Here is a 26,346-nt window from a genome sequence, read left to right on the forward strand (position 1 = left end):
CAAAAAGTTTTTGAGGGTAGATAAGGGAAGGATTGCTGTCAACCACCCATCACTTCCCTTCGGGTAAGTGAGGGCTTGTAAAAAATTACACAATTGATTTTTCTGTTCCCTGTTCCCTGTTCCCAGTTAAGAGTTCCCTGTTCCCTCTCTCAACGAGTGAATTTAATTTTGTCCGACTACTTATCAGGAATATCAGCCGATTGTCACTGATATTCCCGTTAATTTTGCTATTGGTTAAAGTTGATGGGAAGCGAGAAAAGCATCAACTTCTGCCGCAGTTGGTTGGGAAGCGATCGCACCTGGTTTAATAGTAGTTAATGCTCCCACAGCACTGGCATAGGTGACAATCCTTTTGGCTGTATCTGCATCTTTGAGGCTGTGAATCCCCATTTGTTGCAATTGATGGATAAACCCAGCCAAGAAACTATCTCCAGCACCAGTTGTATCTACCACAGACATGGAAAACGCCGGCATTTTACCTTCATTTTCCCCTAAACAATAGGCACAACCATGTTCACCGTCTGTCACCAAAACCCCTTCCAAAGAATTAAGCCTATAAGTAATTGCCCCTGGGTCTGTAGTATTAAATAACCATTGAGCTTCTTCTTTGGTTAATTTGAGAAAATCAAATCGCTTTAGCAATGACAGAATTTTAGTCTTAGCTGTATTTTCATCTTGCCAAAATACTGGTCGCCAATTGACATCGAGAATGATTTTGAGGTCATATTGTTCTGCTAACTCTAAAGCCCGCAAAACCGCTTTTTCACTTTCAGGATAGGCTAGTTCTAAAGTTCCTACTACCAAAAAGTCGGCTTCATTAAAGAGCGCAGTTGGTAACTTTGCAGCTTCTAGGCGAGTATCAGCAAATTCTGAAGTATCATATTTACCAAAACCAGCAAAAGTGCGATCGCCTGCTAAATCCCTAACCACATATACTTGTCTCGTTGGCGCTGTAGAATGACGTTGCACACCAGTTGTATCTACACCAACATCTTCTAATAATTTTATCAGTGTACTTCCTGCTTCGTCTTCACCCACAGCACCCATAAAACCGGCTGAAGTTCCCAACTTTACCAAAGCACAAGCTACATTCGCCGGCGCACCTCCAGGATAGGGAGTCCATGATTTCACTTCTTCTAGCTTAAGTCCCAATTGATCAGCTAAACAGTCAAGTAAGACTTCACCAAGACATAAAATAGAGGGATTACTCATTTCATTTTTGATTTTCGATGGGGCATAATCTAAATCTAGTTTGACACTATCGCAGTATGCACTTGAATACAGCTTTTTTATTTATCCTAGTTAAAATCAATACCTATTATTTGTAACAAGTAGGACTACAAACCTAAAATTAAAAGAAAATCTTGACATTAGTATTATTAGCAACATTTAAAACTATCTACCTCGGAAAGAATCTTCTAGAATGAGGAGTAAGATTTGAGTACATATACCAAGGGAGGAATAATAAGTCATGGCTACTAGTGAGTCTGGGACCCGTGTTAGTCTGTCAGACAGAGAACTGCAAATTATAGACTTAGTGGCTACCGGCTTAACTAACCAAGAAATTGCAGTCAAACTGGAAATTAGTAAACGCACAGTTGATAACCACATTAGCAACATTCTCACCAAGACGAAAACTGATAACCGTGTGGCTTTGGTACGTTGGGCTTTACAATGGGGTAAAGTTTGTTTGAATGATGTTAATTGCTGTCCTCTTTCTCCCCGGAATGATGAAAGTATCTCTTAGTCAAGAAGCTGATTAATCTAGCTTTTTTGCTATTTTATAGATTGCTGATTGAGAGTGGAGGTAGTTGATTTACGCTGTTGTGTACTACTTTGCATATTGAAAAAGCAAGGTTAAAGCACAGGTATCTAAAGGCGTAAATCAATTATCCCACAAATATACTTTTAATGATCGTTGCAGGTAATATCACATTATGTACAAACAATTGATTAAACCAATTATCTTTGTCATTACCAGCATGGTGACAATATTGCCACAGGTCAGTATTGCTGCACCAAAGGGTTTTCAATCCCCTAGTGGTAATATGTTTTGTGAGCTAATGCCAGGAGAAATAAACAGTTTAAGATGTGAAATCAATTCTTCACTGAAACCCAAACCGCCTCAACCTTATTCTGGATATTGCGGGTTTGATTGGGGAAGGGGTTTTTTGTTACCTGCTGATGCTAGACCAGAAATTTTGTGTATTAGTGATACTGTCGCTGATAAGAATAAAACTGTTTTAGCTTATGGACAGACTTGGAACAATGGCGGTTTTAAGTGTGTTTCCCAAAAAACTGGTTTAACTTGTACTAATAAAAATGGCATTGGCTTTTTTCTCAGTCGGGAAAAATGGCGTGTCTTCGGACTTTCTCAACCTTAGTTAAGCCAGCCAGGGAATGAATTCCCTGTCTAAAAGCTAAAGTCGGTTAAAACCGACTATTTCAGTATAAATAGGATAATTTTTGATTTTGAATTAATTAGAGTGCGTTTTAACGCATTTTAGCTTTGAAACCGTAACTTAAGTTCCGGGCAAGTTTGTTCCGCCAAACAAATAAGCTATTCCTAGCATAAGTTGACACCAATAATCACCGCTATACTAAACACGGGTGAGATTTAAACTTTTGCCAAATGACAAATAACCCAGATGTGTAGGGGTAAAGCAAGAGCTTCATAGGTGTTAACTTAATGTAAAACCTCTATCCCGCAAAGAACTCAAGTCGTCTCGTTCCCAGTCTCTGACTGGGAATGAATTCTAGAAGGCTCTGCCTTCAATAATATTAGAGGCAGAGCCTCATCAACTGCATTCCTAGTCAGAGACTAGGAACGAGATGTGGTAGGGATTTGAGCTTAAGTTGACACCAATGAAGCTCTTGCTTTACCCCTACGTTTAGAATCAAACAATCAAGCCGTTTTGAGTATAAAGGGGTTAAAATAGAGGAAAGAGCGATCGCCTACAATCGCCCTTTATCTGGGGCTGGCTACCTACTCAAATCCCATCGCCGCCGCCACAGCCTTAATATCAGCATCAATGCCCTGTTTGAATTGAGCATGACTGTGTTTAATAGCCGTATCTGGATCTTTTAACCCATTACCAGTTAAGACACAAACAACCGTTGCACCACTAGGAACTTCGTCTTTTACTTGTAACAAACCAGCCACAGAAGCCGCACTAGCCGGTTCACAGAAAATCCCTTCCGATGATGCTAAAAGTCGGTAAGCGTCGAGAATTTCCTCATCAGTCACAGACCGGAATCTTCCTTGACTGGCTGTTTGCGCTGCAATGGCTTTATCCCAACTGGCGGGATTCCCAATTCTAATGGCTGTGGCTATAGTTTCAGGATGTTCCACCCGTTGACCATTGACCAAAGGTGCAGCACCAGCGGCTTGAAAACCCATCATTTTCGGTAGGCGATCGCATTTACCATCTTGATGATATTGACAAAAACCCATCCAATATGCTGTAATATTGCCCGCATTCCCCACCGGAATACATAACCAATCGGGAGCATCACCCAAAGCATCAACAACCTCAAAAGCTCCGGTTTTTTGTCCTTCTAAGCGGTAGGGGTTGACAGAATTTACCAAAGTAATAGGATAACTATCTGCCACTTCCCGGACAATTTCCAGAGCGCGGTCAAAATTGCCTTTAATAGCTAACACCTCTGCGCCATACAGTAGCGCCTGTGCCAACTTACCTAAAGCCACATAGCCATCGGGAATCAGCACAAAGGGTTTCATTCCTCCCCGTCTAGCATAGGCAGCGGCAGCGGCAGAAGTATTACCAGTGCTGGCACAAATCACAGCCTTAGCACCTGCTTCTGCTGCTTTAGAAATTGCCATTGTCATCCCCCGGTCTTTGAAGCTACCAGTGGGATTAAGTCCATCATATTTAACATACACCTTCACCTGTCTGCCAATACGTTCGGCGATCGCTGGCACGGGAATCAAAGGTGTGTTACCCTCCAGCAAAGTCACCACAGGGGTTTTTTCACTGACAGGCAAGTATTGACGATAGGCTTCTATCAGCCCTGGCCACGGTTGGCAATGAGATTTAGCAGCAGACAGGCTCAAAGTCACAGGATTAAAAATTTCTTAATTAAGGATTTACGATTGGGAATGCTTTTGAATAAGTATCCCACTTTTCAAGTCTATATGTTAGTTGCGGAACACCGTAATAATGAAAAAATATTCAAGGCGGTTTTAACCGCCCGTGTCGCTTCCCTCTCAGGGCTAAAGCCACGCTTGTTTCCCACTTACCGGATATCCTTATGATAAAAACTATATAATGTCTTAACAAAGATTAAGATAAGTATATTATACTATCTCTAAATGGTGTGAGTTAAATTTCTAATGCCAACAACTATGTCTACTATGTCATCCAGTGTTTCCGAATGTGAATCCCACGCTAACTTAGTCGAGAAGTTAACGAAGGCGTACTATCAAGGCGATCAGCAAGTTAAGTTTATTAACTTACAAGCAGAGGTAGATTCTCTTTTAGAGCAATTGCAAAATCTCAAAAGCGAACGAATCGAAGCTCCTAGCGACGAAGCATAAATTAGGATCTGTGATAACTATTCAAATCGCTGATTAGTTTGTGACCAACGTTCCAAACTATATCCTTGCCTATTTTCTACCAGTAACGCTAGAGATTGATCATCGGTAAGTTGAGCGATCGCAATTAGCGTTTGCTGGTTTGCACGGGCAAAATCACTATAAATGACATTACTATCTGCCGAAAAGATGAGAGTCCGGGGACGTTTTTGATTATCTGTCGGTTTTGAAGTATTACCATCGAACTGATTTAAAGAGGCTATAGCAGCATCAGAAATAGTTAGCACAATCTCCTGATGTTGATCATTCGTCAAATCAGCCAATTGAACTGGCCAATCAGCCATTTTTTCGCGCATTTCCTGAAAATCAGGAATCACACCAGCAGTTAAATCACCCGACTGTTGTAATTTTCGCCATAGAACTGGCAGCATGGACTCCACTAACTTAGGTTGTTGTTGATATAAGTCCTTGACAGTTACCGGAGACGGTTCTAACCATGTTAACGCATCCACAGTCAGAGCTAAAGGTCGAGGCTGGAAAGAATTAACCTTGCGTTCAGGCAAGGCAGAACCCAACATTAACAACCGTAAACTCTGTCCCCTCACTTGTACAGCCTGAATAGTCGTCGTAGTAACCTCCTGTTCCCCATTAGGTTTCCAGACAATAACCTGCATACTGGGGTCAGAACTAATCCCCAGAAGTTTGCGCCAAAATCTTCGAGGTTGATTTTGCAGTTGGTCAAAATTAGCAAACGGATAACTTAACCAACTCATACCATCATGAAAGGCACTAACTTCCACCTGATACCAAACTTGATTATTAGTAATTTTCAAATCAGTTTGCAGAGATATTGGCAACCAATCCCCCTGATTAATGCGACTAACTTGTTTTACAGTGCCAATAATTCGACTTTTATAGGCATTGATTTTATCATCATCAAGTTGAGTTAAAATACCTTGAATATAGTTAAGTGTTTCCGCATTAATATTTGGTTGTGCTTGCAACCAAGCATTAGCTCTTTCTTCCCCCCGTTGCACCTTAAAAATTAACGCTACCCAAGCTAAAACCGCGCGACGATTAGGATTAAGTCGCAACGCTACCGCAGCCCGATTCCAAATTCTCCCCTTATCAGTTTGTAATAAATTAGTAATTTCTTGACCATTATCAGGTGAATTTTCCAATACCTGCAAAGCCTTTTCCCAACGACCATCAATAATATCTGCTGTAACTTGTTGGTGAGGACTTGCCCAATTTTTCTCAGCCTGCATTCTTGTAAATTCCGAATGTAAGCGGATGACATCTATTTGCGCCCGTGCTGCTGCTGAAAAAGGCTGTTTACGCTGTTTTTCTAAAGATTTCAACCATGTAAAAGCAGGAGTCCAAAGTCCATTTCTGGCTAATAACAGAGACTGTTGAAAAGCAAATTCATTAACGGCAGGTTTTTGGAAATTAATTGCTTCCAGATAAATAGAATTAGCCACTAACTGACTCGGTTTAACTTGATAAACTTGCAAATTTGGTTCTATATTTACCGTTTGATCAATAATTAAATCTTTTGAATCATTACCCGTTATCTCTTGCCATTTAGGTAACTGCCCATTGCGGGTTTTCCAAGATAACATTTTTTGTAAGCTTTTGAGAGTAGGATTGTAATAGACAACTTGACCATAGATAATATTATTATCGTTATTTTCGTATTCACCCCGCAAATAAAACCAAAATCCTGGAAACAGGTGAGGATCTGTAAAAGCTTTCACCTTAGTTAGAGGTAAATGTATTTTTGTTTCTTGATTGTCTGATTCAGAAATAACCACACCTGAAGAGGATTCTATAAAACCTTTCGATAGACCAATAACAGGTAATTTAGTAATTAAATAGTAGTATTTTTTTGACTGAAATTTATATTCCAAATCCTGAGAAAGTTTATAGATCCTCAGTTCTACCAATTCTTGACAATTAGACTGACAATGCTTGCGTTTTTGGAAAATTGGTAATAAAAAAGATTCCTCTGATTTACCATCTAAAGGCATGATTTCGCCAGATAGAAGTTGTTTTTGACTTAAACCGAGTTCAATAGCTGTAACTGTTTCCGGTAGTTCTCGTTTACCTGTAGATATTTTTGCCCATTTTGGTAAAAAATCATTCACCCAGATAACCTGGGCAGGATTTAAAATAAATAGCACACTCATCCAACCAACACCAATAATTACACCAGCACTGCTTAACAACAGACCCAGCACCAACGTAGACGATAACCAACTACGCCGTTGATAACGTTTGGGTAGTTTTTTAACATTCTTCTTCGTTACACCTTGAGGAGGCTGATTCAGTCCAGCAGCTTTTGGTATGCGTTTGCGGGGTTTATTGATCATCTGACGATTACTAGCACTGGTAATTTGATGTTGTTCAAAATCATCCATGATAAATTTTGACAAACTTAGTGCAATTTCGCCAGTGTACTAGTACATCATGGCGTAAATAAAGCAACTATTTTAAGCCTTGTAATCAATATTTCTTCGCTCCGTGTCCTCTGTGCCTCTGTGGTTCGTTTATATTGTAGGTTAGGTTGACGCAAATAAACCCAACAAAATATTTGATAATTTTGATAATGTTGGGTTGCGCTGTCGCTTAACCCAACCTACTGACTTAAGTAGGTTGGCGTTGAAAATTGTCGTTATGGCAAGGCAAAAGGCAAGAGGCAAGAGGCAAGAGTGAAGAGGGTTTGGGCGATTTTACGTTTCTTTACACAGTTTGGTTTTATTGTGTTCACCTACTTATACCATAAATAATAACCAATACAAACAAAAAAACCCCCTTGGGGGGGATTGTAGGTTATTCGAGTGGAGTGAACAACTAAGTAATAAATACCTAGAGTAAATAGAGTAATCCGAACAAAATAATCCAAATTACGTCTACAAAGTGCCAGTAAATTTCCGCTGCTTCAATGCCGAAGCGGTTTTCATTGCTGTAGTGTCCGGGAGTACGCGATCGCCACAAAACTGCTAAAATCGCTAAAACACCGATGGTAACGTGCAAGCCGTGAAAACCAGTCAAAACATAAAACGTACTAGCGAATAAATTGGTAGTCAGACCAAACTCCAAATGAGTATATTCATAAACCTGACCCGCCAAAAAAATCGCCCCCATAGCTGCGGTAATTGCCAACCAAAGCCGCATTCCTTTCGTATCATTCTTTTTAATAGCCGTATCAGCATTGTGCATCACAAAACTACTAGCTATCAAAATAGAAGTATTCACAGTCGGTAACAACAATTCTAAATCTGGAGTTCCTGTCGGTGGCCAGACAGGAATAGTAGAACGAAAAACAAGGTATGCACCAAACAAACCCATAAAAATCATGCCCTCAGCCACCAAAAACATAAATAGACCAGTCAAACGATGATCTGGATGTGCTTCATGATGAGAAATCACCGCATGGTGATCTAGTTCAGTTGTCGCCGTGTCAATAATTTGACCTTGCATAAATTGGTAATTGGTAATGGGTTCAAGGCAGGGCTATTTCATTTTCATCTAGCCCGCCTCAGAATGAATTCTGAGTCTAATAGCGAAAGTCGTCTAAAGACGACTAAAAGAAATTTCTAGTCCGTTTTAACGGACTTTAGTTATTAGCCCGGAACTTCAGTTCAGGGCGGGTTATGTCAATCCCTTAAAGTGCTGATTCAGTTTGGGGAGTTAACACAGGTTCAGTTTCAATTCTTTCCTCACTCACCCCATAATCGTAGGGACCAGTAGTCAAAACCGGGAGAGTTTCAAAATTCTCAATACTAGGAGGAGAAGAAGTCATCCATTCCAAAGTCAGCGCTTGCCAAGGATTATTGCCCGCTTTTTCCCCATAGAACCAACACCAAACCGCATTGATGATAAATGGTAACGTCGAAACCGCCAATATATAAGATCCGTAGGTACAGATTTCATTCAAAGTCGTGAACTTAGGATCATATTCCGCAATGCGGCGGTTCATACCCATTAATCCCAGTTTGTGCATGGGTAAGAAAGTCATATTTAAACCAATCATGGTGAGGGCAAAATGCACCTGACCCCAAAATTCGTTCAGTTTCCGTCCCGTCATTTTTGGAAACCAGTGGTAAATAGCCGCAAAAATCCCTAACACACTCCCACCAAACAAAACATAGTGGAGATGTGCCACCACAAAGTAAGTATCGTGAACGTGAATATCAAAAGGAACTGCTGCCAACATGACCCCACTAATGCCACCAATCACAAAAGTGGCTAAAAAGCCGATGGCAAACAACATGGGACTGTTGAGGCGGATTTTGCCACCCCAAATAGTAGCTAACCAACCGAAAATTTTAATACCAGTGGGGACAGCGATGATCATGGTAGTGATCATGAAAAACATCCGCAACCAACCGGGGACACCACTGGTAAACATATGATGCGCCCAGACGATTAAGCCTAAGAAGCTGATAGCTAGGGATGAAAAAGCGATCGCTTTATAGCCAAAAATCGGTTTACGGGCATGAATTGGCAGAATTTCCGAAATTGCCCCAAAGAAAGGCAAAATCATAATGTAAACTGCCGGATGAGAATAGAACCAGAACATATGCTGGTAAACAACAGGATCTCCCCCACCAGTCGGGTTAAAAAACGTTGTTCCTGCCAGCAAATCAAAACCCAGCAAAATCAAAGCCGCAGCTAATACTGGTGTAGATACCAACACCAAAGCCGAAGTTGCAATCATCGCCCAACAAAACAACGGCATTTGAAAGATGCCCATACTAGGAACACGCATCTTCCAAAGGGTGACGAGAAAATTAATCGCCCCCAAAATCGAAGAAGTTCCCAATAGCAACACACTCATAATCCAAATCCCCTCACCCACCTGGCCTGTTACCAAACTCAGAGGTGGGTAAGAAGTCCAACCAGCATCCGGGGCATCACCTACAGCCAAACTAGCAACCAGTAATACACCTGCTGGGGGAACCATCCAAAAAGCTACCGCATTCAGGCGCGGAAATGCCATATCTCTCGCCCCAATCATCAATGGGATCAAATAGTTAGCAAATCCTGCTCCTGTTGGTACAATCCACAAGAAAATCATGATTGTGGCGTGGAGTGTAAACAGGCTGTTGTAGACTTCAGGCGTGACAAAATCCACTTCTGGAGTCCGTAATTCTGTCCGCACCAAATCAGCCATTACGCCGCCAATGCAGTAAAAAACAAACGATGTTACCAGATATTGAATCCCAATCACCTTATGGTCTGTACTAAAACCGAAAAAGTCTCGCCAATGCCTTTCCCCATGTTCTTCAGCATGGTTAGGGACATTAGCAATTTCTTCTAACTGTGCTTGTGTCATATTTTAAAAAAGAGTTAACCGAGCGGTTCAAAACCCCGTCTATACAGGCGAAACCCACCTTCGTGGGTTAAATGAACTTGATTTTTATTAGTCCACGCAGGTGGACTTTGTTTGTGTAGCCGCGTTCGCGGAGCGTGGCGAAGCCATATTCTATTCGCGGGGACTTTGTTTATTAACCGGGACTTGATTTTGTAAACCCTGCAACTCTTACAATTCCCAAACTACTTAATTTGATGCAGAATTTCTGAGTGAATGCCCATATCCTTGATGTAAGGAGAGAGAAATTCATCGGCAGTCATGGACATAGAATTCACAGCTACCGCTTGATTAGGGATATCTTTACCAGCAATTAGCTGTTCTTGCATCCAACTATCAAAAGCTTCCTGTGTCTCCACAACTACTTGGCTTTTCATCACCCCGTGATATGGACCACACAATTCAGCACAAATTAGGTCATAATCGCCCGCTTTTCTGGGTGTAAATCGCAAATGGGTTTGTCTACCAGGAATAGCATCTTGTTTCACCCGAAATTCAGGAATCCAAAAAGCGTGGATGACATCGTTAGCTGTCATGTTGATTTCCACAGTTTTGCCAATGGGTAAATGCAGTTCACCCGTTGTTACGTCCGTGTCTGGATAGTTGAATAACCAAGCATATTGGAGTCCAGTGACGTTAATGGTCAATTCTGGCGGGTTTTTAACTTCATCAGAATTTGTCTTTAACTGTGATACTTGTACAGTCGCAGCCATTGCCGTTCCCGGCATATTCATGGCATCTTCCATCATCGGGGCAGCATGAGCCGAATGGGGATCAAAGCCACCCATGTTGTTATACACATCAAAACTGTAGAGAGAAATACCGACAACGATAATTGCGGGGATCGCTGTCCACAGTATCTCTAGAGGTACATTACCTTCAATGGCTGGTCCATCTTCATTGTCTCCAGCCCGACGACGATATCTAATAACAGCGTAAATTAAAACACCTTCAACAATCAAAAATATGCCTGTAGAAACAGTCATCATGGTGTTGAATAGACCATCTACCAAAGGGGCTTCGTCGGAGGCCGCTACAGGTAACAGACCGTGATTTTGACCGTACCAGAGACTGGCAAGTGTGAGGACAATGCCAATGAGTAATGTCCAGATTGCATTTGGAATTTTCACGGCTGATTTGGTGATTAATTGACTATTTTATCTCAATACCTTCGATTCGTAGGTTGGGTTAAGCGACAGCGCAACCCAACAAAGCAAAAAATGGTAAAGGCATTTTTATCTGTAAGTTACTTCACTTTTTAAAGTAACTCTACTTACTAAGGTAGTGCAGGGAATGAGATATAGTGTCCGCTGGTCTGAAATCTTTATTAATTTTTTCGATTAATAACACAATTTTGAGTACAAGGGAGATAAGTTGTCTTGCCCAGGTTAGATGACAATTAGGCAAAAATTTTCAGAAATTTCCATTAATTCCCATTGGTTAATTATTTCCATCTGCAAAACAGCACGAAATCTTACAGCGAAAACTAGCTAAAGTGATCCAAAGTATAGGGGAAGGCTGATTTCCATATTCTGACCTATACGTTAGGGTGAATATAAGTTGGCACTAAATCAAAATAGAAAATTCTCAATTTCCAGCACAAGCGGTCCGAAGGTATTGTTAATGAACGAATTTGTCCTAGAACAACAAAATAAAGCGGCAATAGTAGCACAACAGCCCCAGGAGATGATTCGTCGCTTGGTGTGGAAAATATGCGTAGCCACCTTGATTTTGATGGCTATAGGCAGTGCTACCCGCGTCATGAATGCTGGACTTGCTTGCCCTGACTGGCCTTTGTGCTATGGGGAATTAGTTCCAGCTAAACAAATGAATCTCCAAGTGTTTTTGGAGTGGTTTCATCGTCTAGATGCAGCTTTAATTGGCTTTAGTGCGATCGCCCTTTGTGGTTTATCCTGGTGGCATCGTCAACATTTACCCAAGTGGCTACCTTGGGCATCCACATTTGCCCTGTTTTTAATCGTCTTCCAGGGGATTTTGGGAGGACTGACTGTAACTGAATTATTGCGGTTTGATATCGTTACCGCCCATTTAGGAACAGCACTACTATTTTTCACCACTTTGTTAATTATCGGTACAAGTTTGATCCCCTATCAAGGCACGGGAACAGTAGGAAAGTTGCCCTGGGTGGGTTTAACTGCTGCTGTTTGTGTCTACTTGCAAAGTTTACTGGGTGCAATAGTAGGTTCGCGTTGGGCTTTACACCAATGTTTGGCAGGAGAACTGCTTGCAGCAGCGCCTCGCTATCAACTTTGTGATGTCATGTACAGCCATATTTTTGGCTTAGTACCGCCAACTATCGCTACTTTAGCAGTTGTTTTCATTTCTTGGCGGACACCGGCACTGCACCCGACTTTGCGAAAACTGGCAAATATGGCTGGTGGTTTGTTGATTTTACAACTCCTCTTAGGTGTGGCTACCTTCCGCCTACATTTACAAGTTGAACCTCTCACTGTTTCTCACCAAGCTATCGGTGCGACTTTACTGGGGACTTTGGTAGTATTTACAGTTTTATCATTACGGGATGGTTTACTTCCTCAGTCACCAAACTTACAGCAGATTCCAGATCAATAAGGTACAGAATCTAAATTCAAAACCAGTTTTACTCGTGACTCGGTGACTCCTGCTGTAACTCATGGCGTAAATCCATAAAATCTCATTTCTCTGTCCTCACAGCCAGCGGTTTGCTGACCAGTTCTTGAAAAATAAGGAAAAAGACCCAACATGATTGAGACTAATGTCTCTCGTCGTCAACACGACACATTTCTCCAAGTCGTTCAAAGTTACTACCAGCTAACCAAACCCCGGATTATTCCCCTGCTGTTAATTACTACTGCTGGGAGTATGTGGATAGCCGCCAAAGGTGAGGTAGATCCCTGGTTGTTAATTATCACGATGATTGGTGGGACTTTAGCAGCAGCCAGCGCCCAAACTATTAACTGTATCTATGACCGAGATATAGATTATGATATGGAACGCACGCGCCACCGTCCTATGCCGTCTGGGAAGATACAACCCCGGGATGCTTTAATTTTTGCGATCGCCCTAGCTGTACTTTCTTTTACCCTCCTCACGGTATGCGCCAATCTTCTAGCAGCATTTTTAGCCTTCTCTGGCATCATCTTTTATGTTTTAGTCTATACTCACTGGCTCAAACGTCATAGCACCCAAAATATCGTCATTGGTGGTGCAGCAGGGGCAATTCCCGCTCTAGTCGGTTGGGCAGCAGTCACAGATACTTTAAGCTGGGCAGCTTGGCTAATTTTTGCCATTGTCTTTTTGTGGACTCCTCCACATTTCTGGGCTTTGGCGCTCATGATTCGTGATGATTACGCCAAGGTAGGCATCCCCATGTTACCTGTAGTCGTAGGCGATGAAGCCACCGTCAGGCAAATTTGGTTTTATACGGTAATTACTGTCACAGCGACTATTTTACTGTTTTATCCCTTACACGCCAGTGGCATTGTCTATGCTGTTATTGCCTTGACTTTAGGGGGAGTATTTGTCCATAAATCTTGGCGGTTGTTGCAAAATCCCCAAGATAAAACCATCGCCCGCGAGTTATTTTTGTATTCCATTTCCTACATGATGCTGTTGTGTTTGGCAATGGTGGTAGATAGTTTACCCATTACTCATCATTTAGTGAGTACAGTGCTTCATCAAATGCGCTTGTAGTCATGCTCAGGACATAGATACCAGATCCCCGACTTCTCGAAGAAGTCGGGGATCTATTAATTAAGGGTATTGACGATAATTCTTTGGCATTACGCGGTGGTAAGTAATTGGACAAAAATATTTACAGTCATTGCGAGCGAAGGGAAGCAATCACAACCCTTGGAATTGCTTCATTTCACTTCGTTCCATATGGCTAACGCCACGCTGCGCTAACGCAATGACATTGTGTAATTAATTCTGTCTCACTACTTAGTTTTGGTAGTGAGGATGATCCAGCGATCGCTCCTAATGTCTTAGAATTCACTAATCTGATCTATATCGTCAATGTTCTCACTGCCATTAAATACGGTTATATTCTCAAGAATGAAGATGATGATATTCCTGAAGAATTAAGAAGAATATTGGCAGGTTATAAACAAAAATTTGCTGATCTTGATTATGAGATTGGCAACATCATATCGTTGATTAACGTCTAAAAGGGCTATGAGTATGCAGCAGTCAGCGGGTGCTTGAAAAGGGACATTTAACCTCACTTTAACAAAATTTTGCCTGTAGAAGTGGGGTTCTCTAAACCGAACATTAGCTGACTAGCTGAATACTAGCTTGTCAAATTTAAATAATCTATCACTATATTTTGATACCCAATAGGAATCTCATCAGAAATGGTTGCGCCTACCTGTATTTTGTAAAGTATATTTGGAGAAAATTTTCCTTTGGAAGTACATTCACCGCTGGCAATCAATTTGAAAATGGTTGCGGATTCTATCTCACGTGGCTTGCGATAGTATATTACTGAATCTTGAGTTATGAAGGGAGGACAACCCATACCAGGTTTTATAATACAAGACAAATCTGAATTTGGTAGCTGCTTGGTTGTATTCACAAATAGATATTTAGTGATTGTTAGCGGTACTATGGCTACAAACAAGTGAAATCCTTTTTGTGTGTCCAAAAGGAATGTATCTCCAAGATTTACGTTATTATCAGCCATTTAACACAGCATCCAAGAAGGCTTCTTTTTCTGCTTCTTCGCCGATACCTCGAATTTCGTCATCGTTTTTACCTAGTTGTCTAAGGATTTCCTCAATGTAGATAGGGGCGGATTTCGCTGCTGGCAAAGGATTTTTCCATTCGGGGAATTCTTGGTGTGTTTTCTCTGCTAATTCAAAACGGTCAAGATGCCCAACAGCCTCATACACCTCTTGAATAATTCTTAGCTCTACTCTAGAAAGATGGTTAATACCTGGATCAGCTTTAAGTTGAACTTCGTAATTATCACGATTAGTTGAGATGTACTCAAACCAGATGTTGTTATCGTCTTTACCTTTGATCAAGTCATAAACATTACTCAAAACTGGACCCAATGGCATGGCTACATAAGAATCACCAGTAATGGGTTGATCTAAACGTTCAAAGGCAATACGATCTGCTGTGTATAACAACTTGACAAGTCCTAAATACTTCATGGGATTTCCATTCCCACAAAGTTTCAAGAATAGAGCAGCCGTTTCAACTGCTTTCTCTGGATTGAATTTAAAACGTATAGACATAAGTTCCACCAGAGTCCACTACAATAGTATTATTGTACTATTTGTCCGAAAATAAATAAACAGTATTAGAGCTTGTCCATTTTACATAAATTCCGTGTATGTTACATAATTCTCACAAATAATTTTTGATATAACTACCGCTTTGACAATTTACAACAAAACTTGAAAAAATTAGCTCTACTATTAACCACATTTATGAAGATAAAATAGATTTTTTGTCGTGATTTTATATCAAAATATATTCTATTAAAACTTTTATCTATATAAAAAACTTATGATTAAGTCAATTAATTTGACATTGCCACACACTTTATGATATCTAGGTTTATTTGGGACTACTAACAAAAATCGCAACATCAATGGTCTATTGTTTGGATTTAGTCCCCAAAATGCTGGTAATATCACTCTCCTCAGTACACAAACCCCAGGAAAAGTAATTAATAGCTACTCATTAACCGATCAACCTGTGTCATCGTAATTGGATATCTACTATTGTTGATATAGATATCCAAAATTTTAGCCTGTGCTAAAATCAGCATACCGGCACGACGCAGGTGATGGGAAAAATGCCATGTTTGAACGCTTCACAGAAAAAGCCATTAAGGTAATCATGCTGGCCCAAGAAGAGGCCCGCCGTTTAGGTCACAACTTTGTCGGAACTGAGCAGATCCTCTTGGGTCTGATTGGCGAAGGCACAGGAGTAGCCGCCAAGGTGCTGAAATCAATGGGAGTTAATCTCAAAGATGCTCGCATTGAAGTTGAAAAAATCATAGGACGGGGTTCAGGCTTTGTCGCCGTGGAAATTCCGTTTACGCCACGAGCAAAACGGGTTTTAGAACTATCCTTGGAAGAAGCACGCCAATTGGGGCATAACTACATTGGTACCGAGCATCTGCTGTTGGGACTGATCCGCGAAGGGGAAGGTGTCGCAGCCAGGGTGCTAGAAAACCTCGGTGTAGATTTGACCAAGGTGAGAACCCAAGTGATTCGGATGTTGGGAGAAACGGCGGAAGTTACGCCGGGTGGCCCCTCTGGTCGCACTAAAACCCCAACTCTCGATGAGTTTGGATCGAATCTGACCCAAATGGCCATAGATAACAAGCTTGATCCTGTGGTGGGACGCGCCAAGGAAATTGAGCGGGTTATCCAAATTTTGGGTCGCCGGACGAAAAACAATCCCGTGTTGATTGGTGAACCAGGTGTTGGTAAAACCGCCATCGCTGAAGGTTTAGCTTCACGTATCGCTAGTAAGGATATCCCCGATATCTTAGAAGATAAGCGTGTAGTCACTCTCGATATTGGTTTGCTAGTAGCAGGAACTAAATATCGCGGTGAATTTGAAGAACGTCTCAAAAAAATTATGGATGAAATCCGCTCTGCGGGTAATGTCATCCTGGTAATTGACGAAGTTCACACCTTAATTGGTGCAGGTGCAGCCGAAGGGGCGATTGATGCAGCGAATATCCTCAAGCCAGCTTTGGCGCGGGGTGAGTTGCAATGTATCGGTGCGACTACTTTGGATGAGTACCGCAAGCACATTGAACGGGATGCAGCGTTGGAAAGACGCTTTCAGCCTGTAATGGTGGGTGAACCTTCTGTTGATGAAACAATAGAAATTTTATATGGTTTGCGCGATCGCTATGAAGCACACCACAAGCTGAAGATATCCGATGAAGCATTGGTAGCGGCAGCGAAATTGTCTGATCGTTATATTAGCGATCGCTTTTTGCCAGATAAAGCCATTGACTTGATGGATGAAGCGGGTTCACGGGTGCGCTTGATTAACTCCCAACTGCCCCCAGCAGCCAAGGAATTAGACAAGGAACTACGGCAAATCTTAAAAGAAAAAGATGATGCAGTCCGTTCCCAGGACTTTGATCGGGCGGGAGAATTGCGCGATCGGGAAATGGAAATCAAAGCCGAAATCCGCACCATTGCTCAAACCAAGAGTAACGGTGCTAGTGGTGACGGCGTTGAACCTGTAGTTACAGAAGAAGACATTGCTCACATTGTCGCTTCTTGGACAGGTGTACCGGTGAACAAACTTACCGAATCTGAGTCCGAGAAGTTGCTGCACATGGAGGACACCTTACATCAGCGCCTCATCGGTCAAGAAGACGCTGTTAAGGCTGTTTCCAGAGCCATCCGTCGCGCTCGTGTCGGGTTAAAAAATCCGAATCGGCCGATCGCTAGTTTTGTCTTCTCCGGTCCAACTGGGGTAGGTAAAACTGAATTGGCGAAATCCTTGGCTTCCTACTTCTTCGGTTCGGAAGAAGCCATGATTCGCTTAGATATGTCCGAATACATGGAGCGCCACACCGTCAGTAAATTGATCGGTTCACCTCCAGGTTATGTCGGTTACAACGAAGGTGGTCAGTTAACAGAAGCTGTTCGTCGTCGTCCTTACACTGTGGTGCTATTCGATGAAATCGAAAAAGCCCACCCCGATGTCTTCAATATGCTCTTGCAAATTTTGGAAGATGGGCGTTTAACTGACGCGAAAGGTCGCACGGTGGACTTTAAGAACACTTTGCTGATTTTGACTTCCAACATCGGTTCTAAGGTAATTGAAAAAGGCGGTAGCGGTATTGGTTTCGATTTTGCTGAAGATGCTAACGAATCTCAATACAACCGGATTCGTTCTTTGGTGAATGAGGAACTGAAGAATTACTTCCGTCCTGAGTTCCTGAACCGGTTAGATGAAATTATCGTCTTCCGTCAATTGAATAAGCTGGAAGTTACCCAAATTGCCGAAATCATGCTCAAGGAAGTGTTTGGTAGGTTGACGGAAAAAGGCATTGTCTTAGAAGTCACAGACCGCTTCAAGGATCGCTTGATCACTGAGGGTTACAGTCCTAGCTACGGTGCAAGGCCATTACGTCGGGCAATTATGCGCTTATTGGAAGATAGTTTGGCGGAAGAAATTCTGTCTGGACGCATCAAAGATGGCGATACTGCTCTTGTTGATGTTGATGAAAATGGCATTGTTCAAGTTAGTTCTCAGCAAACACGGGAGTTATTACCCCAAGGTGTTGAGTCTTAGTTAGGTTTTTGTAATTGTAAATTGAACGGTAGAGGATTTCGGTTCTCTACCGTTTTTTTTGTTTTTTCTCACGCAAAGGCGCAGAGGCGCAAAGAGGAGAAGGAGATTTTTGTAGCGGACTTAGAGATTGAAACGAACAGTTCGTTGAGAAACTTCCAGGCGCGGAGAGGGGAAGGAGGTTTTTGTAGGGGACTAGTCATCTTCAACTAACCTCGGATCAGGTACTCCGTAAAGTCGTTCGGCTAGATCTATATCACGTTCATAATTTGGTTCATACCCGTAATACTCAAGCTTTGTTAGTGGTCTTTCATAAAAGTCAGGAAGAAGTTGAGGAAATTAGACAAATAGCACTGAGGGAAGCATATTTAGATGAGGTGCTAAGTGTCTAGTATTTCTATAAACATAGGAGATGTATTTTTAATTGATACACCTCCTAATGGCCAACATTTTTATGTCGCAATTGCAAAAACTTCTGATAAGTAATGGGACAGAATTAATTACACAATTGATTTTTCTGTTCCCTGTTCCCTGCGATGCACTGAGCTTGTCGAAGTGTTCCCTGTTCCCTCTCTCAACTCCCTGTTCCCTCTCTCAACGAGTGAATTTAATTTTGTCCGACTACTTAATAAATATTTATTTGTTAATTTAACAGACAAGAAAAATAACTCTGAAGGAGTTTGTGTTTTAGCACCAGATCCGAGTTTACCAAGTTTTATTAACAAGGAATCTGTTATAGCTTACTATTTTGCTCGTGAGATGGATGCAAATGATCTTGCTATTTGTATAACTTCTGGTAGTCCTATTCCCAAGGATTGTTTATCTGCTGATATTGTATCACAAATTCAACAGGGAGGATTGATTTCTAAGAAGTTGAAGAATAAATATAAAACTGCATTGAAGAATTTTTTAGGAATTGATTAAATTAAACTTAGTAATGGGAAAGGTTTACTTGAAAATCACGAATAATTGGTAATTGATAAAAATGAGGTAAGGTGAATTATAAGTAATACAAAATCTGTGCGTCGTCGTCAACCAGGGAGAATTTTTCCAGAATTTACAATACCACCGGAAGAATTAGCTAGAAGGGAAGCAGCGAAACGAGAGGAGAACATAGTGAACTCAAATTTTCTGAAAATATTGATGAACTGAAACAACAGTTTATCAACCGTCGTGAATTTATGAAATTATCAATAGAGGAACGAAAAAAGATTTTAGCGTCACAATCCGATTTAATGTTAGGGCATTACCAGCATAATTAAGAGTAGTCATGATAAAAGATTAATTAAAAATTAAGAATAATGCTTAACTGATTAGGCATTTGTGAATGGATATGATATACTGGGTCACAGAAAACTGTAAAATCATATAATCCTCAAGTTTTAGATTTAATTAGTAAAAATATAAGGAAGAATAAATATGATCACAAATAGTCACTTAATTTCAGGTGAAACATTTATTGATAAAAATAGCTTGGATATTTATCCAGTCTCTCGTTCCGACGATGAAATTAACGAAAAATATAATAAAGGAGAGATAAGAATTGTAACGGAACAGGCTCGTTATCCAATTGATAGTATAGAAACTATGCTTGACAGTAAAAGGTATATCCTAAATCCTGAATACCAGCGCAGGAAAAGATGGAATTATACTCAGAAATCTCGTTTAATAGAATCATTAATAATGAATGTGCCAATTTCACCTATATTTCTGTATGAAATAGATTATTCTACTTATGAAGTAATAGATGGAGAACAAAGACTAACGGCTATATATGATTTTTATAAAGGAAAATTTAACCTAGAAGGTCTAGAATATTGGCAGGAACTTAATGGACGAAATTATCAAAATTTGCCTGGACAAGTTAGAAGAGGAATAGATAGACGCTATTTATCATCTATTGTCTTATTACAAGAAACAGCTAAAAATGAAAGAGAAGCTGAATATGTAAAACATATAGTTTTTGAAAGATTGAATAGTGGAGGAGATAAATTAACTCCACAAGAAACGAGAAATGCCTTACACAATGGTAAATTCAACCAAGTATGTATAAAACTTGCTCAAAATGACTATTTCCGTAAAATGTGGAAACTACCTTTAGAAAGCGAAGGAGAAGAAAAATTACTTAAAAGTGAATCTTATCGCAAAATGGAAGATGTAGAATTAGTTTTGCGATTCTTTGCTTATCGTCATATAGATAATTTAAAATCTCCTGTGGATAGATTTTTAGATGAATACTTAAAACAAGCAAATAATTATTCAGATGAAACAATTAAATATCTTGAAACCCTGTTTAACGAAACTATTCAGTTGATATATACTATATTAGGAGATTCAGCTTTTATACCTCCAAAAGGAGAGCGTGAGAGAACAAAGCCATTAAAAACTATATATGATCCAATAATGCAGGTGTTTGCAAACAATATTGCTTATAAGGAAAGTTTACTGATAAATAAAGATGCTATTAAAAATAATTTATATTCAGAGCAAGAATCACTAAACATCAAAGAAGAAAATAATAGATTGCTATTTGATGGTAGATACAATAATAAAAAAGATGTGGAAGCACGCATGAGCTATTTTCATAATTTCTTACAGAACTATATTTAATTAATTATTGATAGAAATTATGAATATACAATCATTGGAAAACTTTAAAAGAGAAGTCAATCAAATCAGAGAATATTTAAAACATATTCAATATGTAAATGATGTAGCTGCTTATTTTGTTTTAGAAAGCGATAATGAACAAATCAGAAAATTACTGAATACACTGAAAGAGCTGAAAGAGCATGATAGAAGTTTTAGAACAGATAAGCGAATATTTGAATATAAAGCATCTATTATCTCACTATATGGACTGCTAGAAAAATATGTAGAAATATGGATTAAAGAGTATCTTGATTTTCTATCGACTGTCATACCTGAATATACACAAATACACGAAAAAATCAGAGACAATCATTTTGAACTTTCTTTAAAATTGATAAATACTATTACCAGTAGGGAAAGTGCCAAATATCAGCATCTTACAAAAGAGGAAGTGCTAAAGAAACTTAATAATTGTATAGTCAATCCTACCAAATACCAAATTAATACAGATGCTTTTGTTCTTTTGTCAGGTAATTTAAAACATAACAAAATTGTAGAGTTATTCAACAAGTTAAATTTGGATTTGAATGAGGAATTGTTAAAAAATGAAGAACTTAAAAATGAAATTGGTTTAAACCAAAATACTATTTCTAGAATAGAAAAGGATATTTTGTATAATAAAATAAATGATTTGGTTGAAAGAAGAAACCAAATTGCTCACGGTTCAGAAGAAGTAGATGATATCCTCAGCATATCTGAATTAGAACCTTATATTCAATTTTTAGAGAAATATTGTCAAGCTATTTTTCAGACATTATTTGAACAAGTTATTAAAGAAGAATCCAGACATACTTTTCAGAAAGTAGAAAATGTAATTAAAATTTTTGGCAATAAAGTATTGGCGTTTGAGCTTGAAAATTATACGATAAAAGTTGGAGATATGTTAATTATCCAAGCAAAAGAAGGTAGGTTTTATAAAAAACCTATTTTAACAATTCAATTAGATAATACCGAATATCCTGAACTTATAGTTACAGAAAAAACAAAGATTGCTGCAAGTGTAGATTATAAAATAAAAGATAATCACACATTTTACATAGTGAAAAAATAATGAAATCGCTCTTAGTTAGATTATGGTAGAGAAGTGCGATTGTGCGGAACTCAGTACCAGAAGGCGATAGCGAAGCGCTCCGCAGGAATCGCTGAGATAAGGTCAGTGAAAACACAAGTTTAAGGTTATAGAATATAGAATTAGTCCAGATAGTAGTAGTATTCCACTTTACTATGGGGAGATAAAAATCAATGCAGACAACAAATACCACCCCGCACCAGACCTAGTGAAGAATAACTGGGAATTTACAGAAGTATGGATAGATCCGATGTTATCACCCCCATATATTCTGTTATTGCTTTGCGACAGTGAAGGAAATTGTCAAATTTATGATCCTAAACAAGGTGAGAAGGTTGTATTTTCTAGTCATAATTATGAAGCAGCTAAGTTATGGTTACTAGAAGATGAGTATGAACCAGTTGAGGGTAGGCTTCTAGCTGCGGAATTAGTGTGAGTTAGTTATTTTTTGTTTCACGCAGAGGCGCAGAGGCGCAAAGATGCAAAGAGGAGAAGGAGTGATATATTCGTTATAATGAGTTTTATTGAGGAGTACGGGTCATTCCTACATCTGAGCAGAAAACGCAGTTATTTATTCTGTGTTGTTGGTTAACTAAACTATATTTACCCATAAACTTGGTTCGAGTTGATAAACGTACAGGTAATGTATTTATTCTCGCGGGTGAAGAGAATATGATAGAAATATATCCTAATGGTAAATGGAGGTATGTGGTATGAGTCAGCCTAACTTCCAAGGTATGAGTACAAAGCAATTACGTGCTTATGTTTTATCTCATCGAGATGATCAAGAGGCATTCTACATTTATGTAGATAAATTAAATGCTGAGGCAAATTGGGTAGAAATGCCACCATCAGAATCTGTTGATGATTTGATGAATTTTCCTGAATTTTTGCAGCATTTTAGTAATGGTAAAAGATTAATTGAAAGTGAAGAATAACTATTATGATTTTTACTGATGTGGTAGAAGCAATAAAAGGGTTTTCAATTGAAGAAAAGTTACAAATTCAATTGTTATTGCAGCAATATTTAAGAGAAGAACGCCGCGAGGAAATTTATCAAAATTTGCAAGCACCGAAGCGAGAAAAAGAAAATGGTGAACTCACATTTTCTGCCAATATTGATGAATTCAAACAACAGTTTCTCAGCCGTCGTGAACTTATAAAGTTACCTATAGAGGAACGAAAAAAGATTTTAGCGTCACAATCTGATTTAATGTTAGAGCATTACCAGCAAGATAAAGAATGGCAAGAATTACAAACGGGAGACTTAATTGATTACTAATTCTTCTATTCCTAAACGGGGTGATATCTGGCTGACTAATCCTTCATAGGGAGGTAAAAATTTTTAAAACTTAATAAAATTCTAGGTTACGTAGTGCGATCGCTTTTAGTTAGATAATCGTGGAGAGGTGTGATCGCTCCTAGTTAGATAATGGTGGACAGGTGCGATCGCTTTTATTCCCTAGAAATATGATTTAACTCCCCAGGTAAAATCACTGGAATTTCTGAACCTAAAAATCCAGACACATCACGAGTTACAATCACATCTACCATTGATTTCATAGCACAAGCATACTGCACAGCATCCTCAAAATCTTGAAAATTTAAAGCTACTGCTGTTTCTAAAATATTTTTATCAACTGTGCAAATGTATAAATCTGTGAGAATTTGAGAAATTGCATCTTGAGCAACTTTTACACCTGCGGCTTTACGAATAATATAATAAATATTAGTAATTGTAGTAGCAGCAATAAACCCTATAATCTCACCTGCATCAATTTTTGCAAATAGCTTGACTGCATCTTCTACAAAAGCTTCTCTTTCTAGTAAAAAATCTAAAACCACATTCGTATCAATAAAAACTCGCTTCATTTGTATTTTTCAGTTAGATAAGTGACATAATCTCTATTAATATTCTCATTATTTGAGATATTTACACTCTTAGCAATACCACGCAGTCGAGATAAATTACCCTTCTTTGATGGTGATATAGTTTCTTGTTGTATTGATTCTAATACAGTTTGTACCAATTGCCAGCGTTCACTCATTGGTAACTGTAATACTTGTTTTTGCAATTCTTGTAATGTCATGAGAAGATATCAAAAATTATCCATTTTAATTATATATGGTTCTTTGGTACTTTTTATGGAGAACCCAGTTCAAAATCATTGAAAGCCTTATTGTATCGGCATTTCATTAAAAATATTGGGCATAATAGGTTATAACCCTTGCCCCGTAAGGGTTTCGCGGTAATCAATCCTCAATTACCATAAAATCTACGCAAGAACCTTATATATAAATTTAACTATATTATCATATTAGGTACGGGTGATCAACTAAATATTATCACCACCACAGCAGATGCAAAAGCTGTGAGAGCCGCTTCTGCTCAAGGTGTGGATTTTCATGTATATATTCATCCACCTTTTCCTTTAACTGGTAATTAATCATGCAAATCACTGTTTTACCACATCTACAAAGTACATAAGTAGGTTGGCGTTGAAAATTGTCGTTATGGCAAGGCAAAAGGCAAGAGGCAAAAGGCAAGAGTGAAGAGGGTTTGGGCGATTTTACGTTTCTTTACACAGTTTGGTTTTATTGTGTTCACCTACTTATAAATTAATTCAAAATGCTTTCCCCAAGGGAATAGAATCACAATCTTATTTACCGCTTTTATTATTACTTAGTGAGGAAATGTCAGATAGGAATTTAGCTGAAGTTGTAGCTTACTATAGCGGTAAAGATTATAGTGTTGTCCTCAATGATGTATATCGGGTACAGTCAATTGATGTACCCACATCTGAAGCGATCGCTAATTTAAAGGAAAGATTACTTGTGTGTGGTTATAAACAGTGGCTTGAGGAAGGATAAACTGTACTGCTAATCAATTATAATAAACTAATCACGAAAAAGGATGAAACAAAATGCAAGCCATTCTCCTCAGCAGCGAAGAAGTCGCAAAACGTGCCAAAGAATTATATGAAAATGGCATTCGTCAACAAGTTGAAACCGAGGAAAACATCGGTAAAATGATAATTATTGATATAGAAACAGGTGAATATGCTATTGATAAAACAGGCATAGAATCAGCACATTATTTACGGAATAAAAACAGATTTGCTCGACTTTTTGGTATTCGCATTGGTTATAAAGTTGCTGCCTCCTTTAGTGGAGAAATGGAGCGTGATTATCGGTGATAAATGGCATTATCAAAAATGGACGCGCAACTGTCAATGTTATATTTCGATTACCAGAACAACCAGATTTTACAATTGAATTTGTGATTGATACAGGTTTTACAGAGTTTCTTTCCTTACCTCCAGCAGCCGTGAATCTTTTGGGATTCCCTTTTGTCTATGATATGTACGCAAATTTAGCAGATAATAGCCGTGTGCTTTTACCAGTACATCAGGCTACTATTATTTGGAATGGTGAGGAAAGAGCCGTTAATGTATTAGCCACAGGAAAGCTACCATTATTGGGAACTGGTTTACTTGATGGTTATGAATTATCTATCCAATTCATAGAAAGTGGTTTAGTAACAATTCAAGAATTATAATCGCTTTTAGTTCAACTATACTAGAGATGTGCAATTGTGCGGAACTCAGTAAGTAATTGGACAAAAATATTTACAGTCATTGCGAGCGAAGGGAAGCAATCACAACCCTTGCGATTGCTTTATTTCACTTCGTTCCATATGGCTAACGCAACGCTTACGCAATGACATTGTATAATTAATTTTGTATCACTACTTACCACAGGCGATAGCGAAGCGCTGACCGAAGGTATCGCTCTTTTTTAGCTTTTAGTGGAAGATGTGCGTTAGCGAAGCACTCCGTAGGAATCGCTTTTTGTCAACACCACAGCAGATACAAAAGCCATGATAGCCGCTTCTGCTCGTATGTTCCCAAAACAAAAAAAAACGCCCCCCGTAATTGGGGAGCGTTTTTTATTTAACTAAACCGATTAACCGTTGATTGCAGGAGCGCTTAAAGCAACAGGAGCAACATCAGCAGCAGCCAAATCTAGGGGGAAGTTGTGAGCGTTGCGCTCGTGCATTACTTCCATACCTAAGTTAGCGCGGTTGATTACGTCAGCCCAGGTAGCGATAACGCGACCTTGAGAATCCATGATGGATTGGTTGAAGTTGAAACCGTTCAAGTTGAACGCCATGGTGCTGATACCCAATGCTGTGAACCAGATACCAATTACAGGCCATGCAGCGAGTAAGAAGTGTAGTTGACGGCTGTTGTTGAAGGAAGCGTATTGGAAAATCAAGCGACCAAAGTAACCGTGAGCAGCTACGATGTTATAGGTTTCTTCTTCTTGACCGAATTTGTAACCGTAGTTTTGTGATTCGTTTTCGGTTGTTTCTTTAACCAAGGAAGAAGTAACCAAAGAACCGTGCAT

The 26,346-nt window shown here is 39.4% G+C and carries 27 protein-coding genes and 1 pseudogene; 17 read left to right on the plus strand and 11 right to left on the minus strand.

Annotated elements, in window-relative coordinates:
• Nucleotides 1–234 precede the first annotated feature (234 nt).
• Nucleotides 235–1,212 (minus strand): carbohydrate kinase, encoded by a 978-nt coding sequence (locus AN486_RS11770; RefSeq protein ID WP_290600762.1) that lies wholly within the window; start codon nucleotides 1,210–1,212, stop codon nucleotides 235–237.
• A gap of 259 nt (nucleotides 1,213–1,471) precedes the next feature.
• Here AN486_RS11770 and AN486_RS11775 point away from each other — a divergent pair, with 259 nt between their 5' ends.
• Entirely contained in the window at nucleotides 1,472–1,747 is a 276-nt protein-coding gene (locus AN486_RS11775) for a LuxR C-terminal-related transcriptional regulator (protein ID WP_039200413.1), read from the plus strand.
• Between the two features lie 190 nt (nucleotides 1,748–1,937).
• Entirely contained in the window at nucleotides 1,938–2,384 is a 447-nt protein-coding gene (locus AN486_RS11780) for a DUF6636 domain-containing protein (protein ID WP_053540651.1), read from the plus strand.
• Between the two features lie 602 nt (nucleotides 2,385–2,986).
• Here the strand turns inward: AN486_RS11780 and thrC are convergent.
• On the minus strand, nucleotides 2,987–4,081 hold the full coding sequence (gene thrC, locus AN486_RS11785; protein ID WP_053540650.1) for a threonine synthase: 1,095 nt from the start codon (nucleotides 4,079–4,081) through the stop codon (nucleotides 2,987–2,989).
• A gap of 273 nt (nucleotides 4,082–4,354) precedes the next feature.
• Between thrC and AN486_RS11790 the strand changes: the two genes are divergently transcribed.
• On the plus strand, nucleotides 4,355–4,558 hold the full coding sequence (locus AN486_RS11790; RefSeq protein WP_081424307.1) for a hypothetical protein: 204 nt from the start codon (nucleotides 4,355–4,357) through the stop codon (nucleotides 4,556–4,558).
• 17 nt (nucleotides 4,559–4,575) lie between these two features.
• Here AN486_RS11790 and AN486_RS11795 read toward each other — a convergent pair whose 3' ends face one another.
• The 4 genes from AN486_RS11795 to AN486_RS11810 all read right to left on the minus strand — a co-directional run bounded on the left by AN486_RS11795 (nucleotide 4,576) and on the right by AN486_RS11810 (nucleotide 11,062).
• The gene (locus tag AN486_RS11795) at nucleotides 4,576–6,975 is read right to left on the minus strand and encodes a hypothetical protein (RefSeq protein ID WP_234413241.1); all 2,400 of its coding nucleotides are present in this window, start codon (nucleotides 6,973–6,975) and stop codon (nucleotides 4,576–4,578) included.
• A gap of 448 nt (nucleotides 6,976–7,423) precedes the next feature.
• Entirely contained in the window at nucleotides 7,424–8,038 is a 615-nt protein-coding gene (locus AN486_RS11800; protein WP_290600763.1) for a heme-copper oxidase subunit III, read from the minus strand.
• A gap of 184 nt (nucleotides 8,039–8,222) precedes the next feature.
• Entirely contained in the window at nucleotides 8,223–9,896 is a 1,674-nt protein-coding gene (gene ctaD / locus AN486_RS11805) for a cytochrome c oxidase subunit I (protein WP_290600764.1), read from the minus strand.
• A 221-nt stretch (nucleotides 9,897–10,117) separates the two neighbouring features.
• Nucleotides 10,118–11,062 (minus strand): cytochrome c oxidase subunit II, encoded by a 945-nt coding sequence (locus AN486_RS11810; RefSeq protein ID WP_039200416.1) that lies wholly within the window; start codon nucleotides 11,060–11,062, stop codon nucleotides 10,118–10,120.
• A 493-nt stretch (nucleotides 11,063–11,555) separates the two neighbouring features.
• On the opposite strand from AN486_RS11810, the gene AN486_RS11815 reads away from it, so the two are divergent.
• Both AN486_RS11815 and AN486_RS11820 read left to right on the plus strand, forming a co-directional pair.
• Nucleotides 11,556–12,524 (plus strand): heme A synthase, encoded by a 969-nt coding sequence (locus AN486_RS11815; RefSeq protein ID WP_053540648.1) that lies wholly within the window; start codon nucleotides 11,556–11,558, stop codon nucleotides 12,522–12,524.
• Between the two features lie 150 nt (nucleotides 12,525–12,674).
• Nucleotides 12,675–13,625 (plus strand): heme o synthase, encoded by a 951-nt coding sequence (locus tag AN486_RS11820; RefSeq protein ID WP_039200418.1) that lies wholly within the window; start codon nucleotides 12,675–12,677, stop codon nucleotides 13,623–13,625.
• A 598-nt stretch (nucleotides 13,626–14,223) separates the two neighbouring features.
• Here AN486_RS11820 and AN486_RS11825 read toward each other — a convergent pair.
• Both AN486_RS11825 and AN486_RS11830 read right to left on the minus strand, forming a co-directional pair.
• Nucleotides 14,224–14,616: a hypothetical protein gene (locus tag AN486_RS11825; RefSeq protein WP_290600765.1), complete on the minus strand. Its 393-nt coding sequence runs from the start codon at nucleotides 14,614–14,616 to the stop codon at nucleotides 14,224–14,226.
• Nucleotides 14,609–15,175 carry a Panacea domain-containing protein gene (locus AN486_RS11830; protein ID WP_290600766.1) on the minus strand — a complete coding sequence of 189 codons (567 nt, stop codon included), beginning with the start codon at nucleotides 15,173–15,175 and terminating at the stop codon, nucleotides 14,609–14,611. The genes AN486_RS11825 and AN486_RS11830 overlap by 8 nt, the downstream gene beginning before the upstream one ends.
• 571 nt (nucleotides 15,176–15,746) lie before the next feature.
• Between AN486_RS11830 and AN486_RS11835 the strand changes: the two genes are divergently transcribed.
• From AN486_RS11835 to AN486_RS11870, 8 genes are all read left to right on the plus strand, one after another.
• Entirely contained in the window at nucleotides 15,747–18,218 is a 2,472-nt protein-coding gene (locus AN486_RS11835; protein ID WP_039200429.1) for an ATP-dependent Clp protease ATP-binding subunit, read from the plus strand.
• 266 nt (nucleotides 18,219–18,484) lie between these two features.
• Nucleotides 18,485–18,607 carry a hypothetical protein gene (locus tag AN486_RS11840; RefSeq protein WP_257720883.1) on the plus strand — a complete coding sequence of 41 codons (123 nt, stop codon included), beginning with the start codon at nucleotides 18,485–18,487 and terminating at the stop codon, nucleotides 18,605–18,607.
• 163 nt (nucleotides 18,608–18,770) lie between these two features.
• A complete protein-coding gene (locus AN486_RS11845) occupies nucleotides 18,771–19,139 on the plus strand; it encodes a hypothetical protein (RefSeq protein ID WP_053540644.1) in 369 nt (122 codons plus the stop codon).
• A gap of 495 nt (nucleotides 19,140–19,634) precedes the next feature.
• On the plus strand, nucleotides 19,635–20,825 hold the full coding sequence (locus AN486_RS11850) for a DUF262 domain-containing protein (protein WP_053540643.1): 1,191 nt from the start codon (nucleotides 19,635–19,637) through the stop codon (nucleotides 20,823–20,825).
• A 19-nt stretch (nucleotides 20,826–20,844) separates the two neighbouring features.
• Nucleotides 20,845–21,918, plus strand: a complete 1,074-nt coding sequence (locus AN486_RS11855) for an MAE_28990/MAE_18760 family HEPN-like nuclease (RefSeq protein WP_290600769.1) — start codon at nucleotides 20,845–20,847, stop codon at nucleotides 21,916–21,918.
• 226 nt (nucleotides 21,919–22,144) lie between these two features.
• The gene (locus AN486_RS11860) at nucleotides 22,145–22,372 is read left to right on the plus strand and encodes a hypothetical protein (protein WP_053540641.1); all 228 of its coding nucleotides are present in this window, start codon (nucleotides 22,145–22,147) and stop codon (nucleotides 22,370–22,372) included.
• Between the two features lie 277 nt (nucleotides 22,373–22,649).
• A complete protein-coding gene (locus tag AN486_RS11865; RefSeq protein WP_290600771.1) occupies nucleotides 22,650–22,874 on the plus strand; it encodes a hypothetical protein in 225 nt (74 codons plus the stop codon).
• A 5-nt stretch (nucleotides 22,875–22,879) separates the two neighbouring features.
• Nucleotides 22,880–23,218 (plus strand): hypothetical protein, encoded by a 339-nt coding sequence (locus tag AN486_RS11870; protein ID WP_290600773.1) that lies wholly within the window; start codon nucleotides 22,880–22,882, stop codon nucleotides 23,216–23,218.
• Nucleotides 23,219–23,391: 173 nt separating this feature from the next.
• Here AN486_RS11870 and AN486_RS11875 read toward each other — a convergent pair whose 3' ends face one another.
• Both AN486_RS11875 and AN486_RS11880 read right to left on the minus strand, forming a co-directional pair.
• A complete protein-coding gene (locus AN486_RS11875; protein WP_290600775.1) occupies nucleotides 23,392–23,808 on the minus strand; it encodes a PIN domain-containing protein in 417 nt (138 codons plus the stop codon).
• Complete coding sequence (locus AN486_RS11880) at nucleotides 23,805–24,026, minus strand: hypothetical protein (protein ID WP_290600777.1); 222 nt, start codon at nucleotides 24,024–24,026, stop codon at nucleotides 23,805–23,807. The genes AN486_RS11875 and AN486_RS11880 overlap by 4 nt, the downstream gene beginning before the upstream one ends.
• Nucleotides 24,027–24,251: 225 nt before the next feature.
• Between AN486_RS11880 and AN486_RS11885 the strand changes: the two genes are divergently transcribed.
• The 4 genes from AN486_RS11885 (at nucleotide 24,252) to AN486_RS11900 (ending at nucleotide 25,495) form a co-directional block, all read left to right on the plus strand.
• On the plus strand, nucleotides 24,252–24,383 hold the full coding sequence (locus tag AN486_RS11885; RefSeq protein WP_257720913.1) for a DUF1308 domain-containing protein: 132 nt from the start codon (nucleotides 24,252–24,254) through the stop codon (nucleotides 24,381–24,383).
• A gap of 151 nt (nucleotides 24,384–24,534) precedes the next feature.
• On the plus strand, nucleotides 24,535–24,807 hold the full coding sequence (locus AN486_RS11890; RefSeq protein ID WP_290600779.1) for a DUF3349 domain-containing protein: 273 nt from the start codon (nucleotides 24,535–24,537) through the stop codon (nucleotides 24,805–24,807).
• Between the two features lie 53 nt (nucleotides 24,808–24,860).
• Nucleotides 24,861–25,133, plus strand: coding sequence for a hypothetical protein (locus tag AN486_RS11895; protein ID WP_039200436.1), 273 nt, complete (start codon nucleotides 24,861–24,863; stop codon nucleotides 25,131–25,133).
• Nucleotides 25,130–25,495, plus strand: a complete 366-nt coding sequence (locus AN486_RS11900; protein WP_039200438.1) for a clan AA aspartic protease — start codon at nucleotides 25,130–25,132, stop codon at nucleotides 25,493–25,495. The genes AN486_RS11895 and AN486_RS11900 overlap by 4 nt, the downstream gene beginning before the upstream one ends.
• Before the next feature lie 407 nt (nucleotides 25,496–25,902).
• Here AN486_RS11900 and AN486_RS11905 read toward each other — a convergent pair.
• Nucleotides 25,903–26,346: pseudogene (locus AN486_RS11905) on the minus strand (photosystem II q(b) protein); the annotation flags it as partial.

This window comes from Anabaena sp. AL93 (genome assembly GCF_001672085.1).
In the GTDB taxonomy this organism is placed as follows: domain Bacteria; phylum Cyanobacteriota; class Cyanobacteriia; order Cyanobacteriales; family Nostocaceae; genus Dolichospermum; species Dolichospermum heterosporum.

What these genes read in the sequence shown, in the direction of transcription:
- AN486_RS11770 (WP_290600762.1), bottom strand. Translation starts at nt 1,212, where the DNA reads ATGAGTAATCCCTCTATTTTATGTCTTGGTGAAGTCTTACTTGACTGT.
- AN486_RS11820 (WP_039200418.1), top strand. Translation starts at nt 12,675, where the DNA reads ATGATTGAGACTAATGTCTCTCGTCGTCAACACGACACATTTCTCCAA.
- AN486_RS11830 (WP_290600766.1), bottom strand. Translation starts at nt 15,175, where the DNA reads ATGTCTATACGTTTTAAATTCAATCCAGAGAAAGCAGTTGAAACGGCT.
- AN486_RS11870 (WP_290600773.1), top strand. Translation starts at nt 22,880, where the DNA reads ATGATTTTTACTGATGTGGTAGAAGCAATAAAAGGGTTTTCAATTGAA.
- AN486_RS11795 (WP_234413241.1), bottom strand. Translation starts at nt 6,975, where the DNA reads ATGGATGATTTTGAACAACATCAAATTACCAGTGCTAGTAATCGTCAG.
- AN486_RS11895 (WP_039200436.1), top strand. Translation starts at nt 24,861, where the DNA reads ATGCAAGCCATTCTCCTCAGCAGCGAAGAAGTCGCAAAACGTGCCAAA.
- AN486_RS11815 (WP_053540648.1), top strand. Translation starts at nt 11,556, where the DNA reads ATGAACGAATTTGTCCTAGAACAACAAAATAAAGCGGCAATAGTAGCA.
- ctaD (WP_290600764.1), bottom strand. Translation starts at nt 9,896, where the DNA reads ATGACACAAGCACAGTTAGAAGAAATTGCTAATGTCCCTAACCATGCT.
- AN486_RS11835 (WP_039200429.1), top strand. Translation starts at nt 15,747, where the DNA reads ATGTTTGAACGCTTCACAGAAAAAGCCATTAAGGTAATCATGCTGGCC.
- AN486_RS11855 (WP_290600769.1), top strand. Translation starts at nt 20,845, where the DNA reads ATGAATATACAATCATTGGAAAACTTTAAAAGAGAAGTCAATCAAATC.
- AN486_RS11800 (WP_290600763.1), bottom strand. Translation starts at nt 8,038, where the DNA reads ATGCAAGGTCAAATTATTGACACGGCGACAACTGAACTAGATCACCAT.
- AN486_RS11825 (WP_290600765.1), bottom strand. Translation starts at nt 14,616, where the DNA reads ATGGCTGATAATAACGTAAATCTTGGAGATACATTCCTTTTGGACACA.
- AN486_RS11875 (WP_290600775.1), bottom strand. Translation starts at nt 23,808, where the DNA reads ATGAAGCGAGTTTTTATTGATACGAATGTGGTTTTAGATTTTTTACTA.
- AN486_RS11790 (WP_081424307.1), top strand. Translation starts at nt 4,355, where the DNA reads ATGCCAACAACTATGTCTACTATGTCATCCAGTGTTTCCGAATGTGAA.
- AN486_RS11775 (WP_039200413.1), top strand. Translation starts at nt 1,472, where the DNA reads ATGGCTACTAGTGAGTCTGGGACCCGTGTTAGTCTGTCAGACAGAGAA.
- AN486_RS11850 (WP_053540643.1), top strand. Translation starts at nt 19,635, where the DNA reads ATGATCACAAATAGTCACTTAATTTCAGGTGAAACATTTATTGATAAA.
- AN486_RS11880 (WP_290600777.1), bottom strand. Translation starts at nt 24,026, where the DNA reads ATGACATTACAAGAATTGCAAAAACAAGTATTACAGTTACCAATGAGT.
- AN486_RS11865 (WP_290600771.1), top strand. Translation starts at nt 22,650, where the DNA reads ATGAGTCAGCCTAACTTCCAAGGTATGAGTACAAAGCAATTACGTGCT.
- AN486_RS11780 (WP_053540651.1), top strand. Translation starts at nt 1,938, where the DNA reads ATGTACAAACAATTGATTAAACCAATTATCTTTGTCATTACCAGCATG.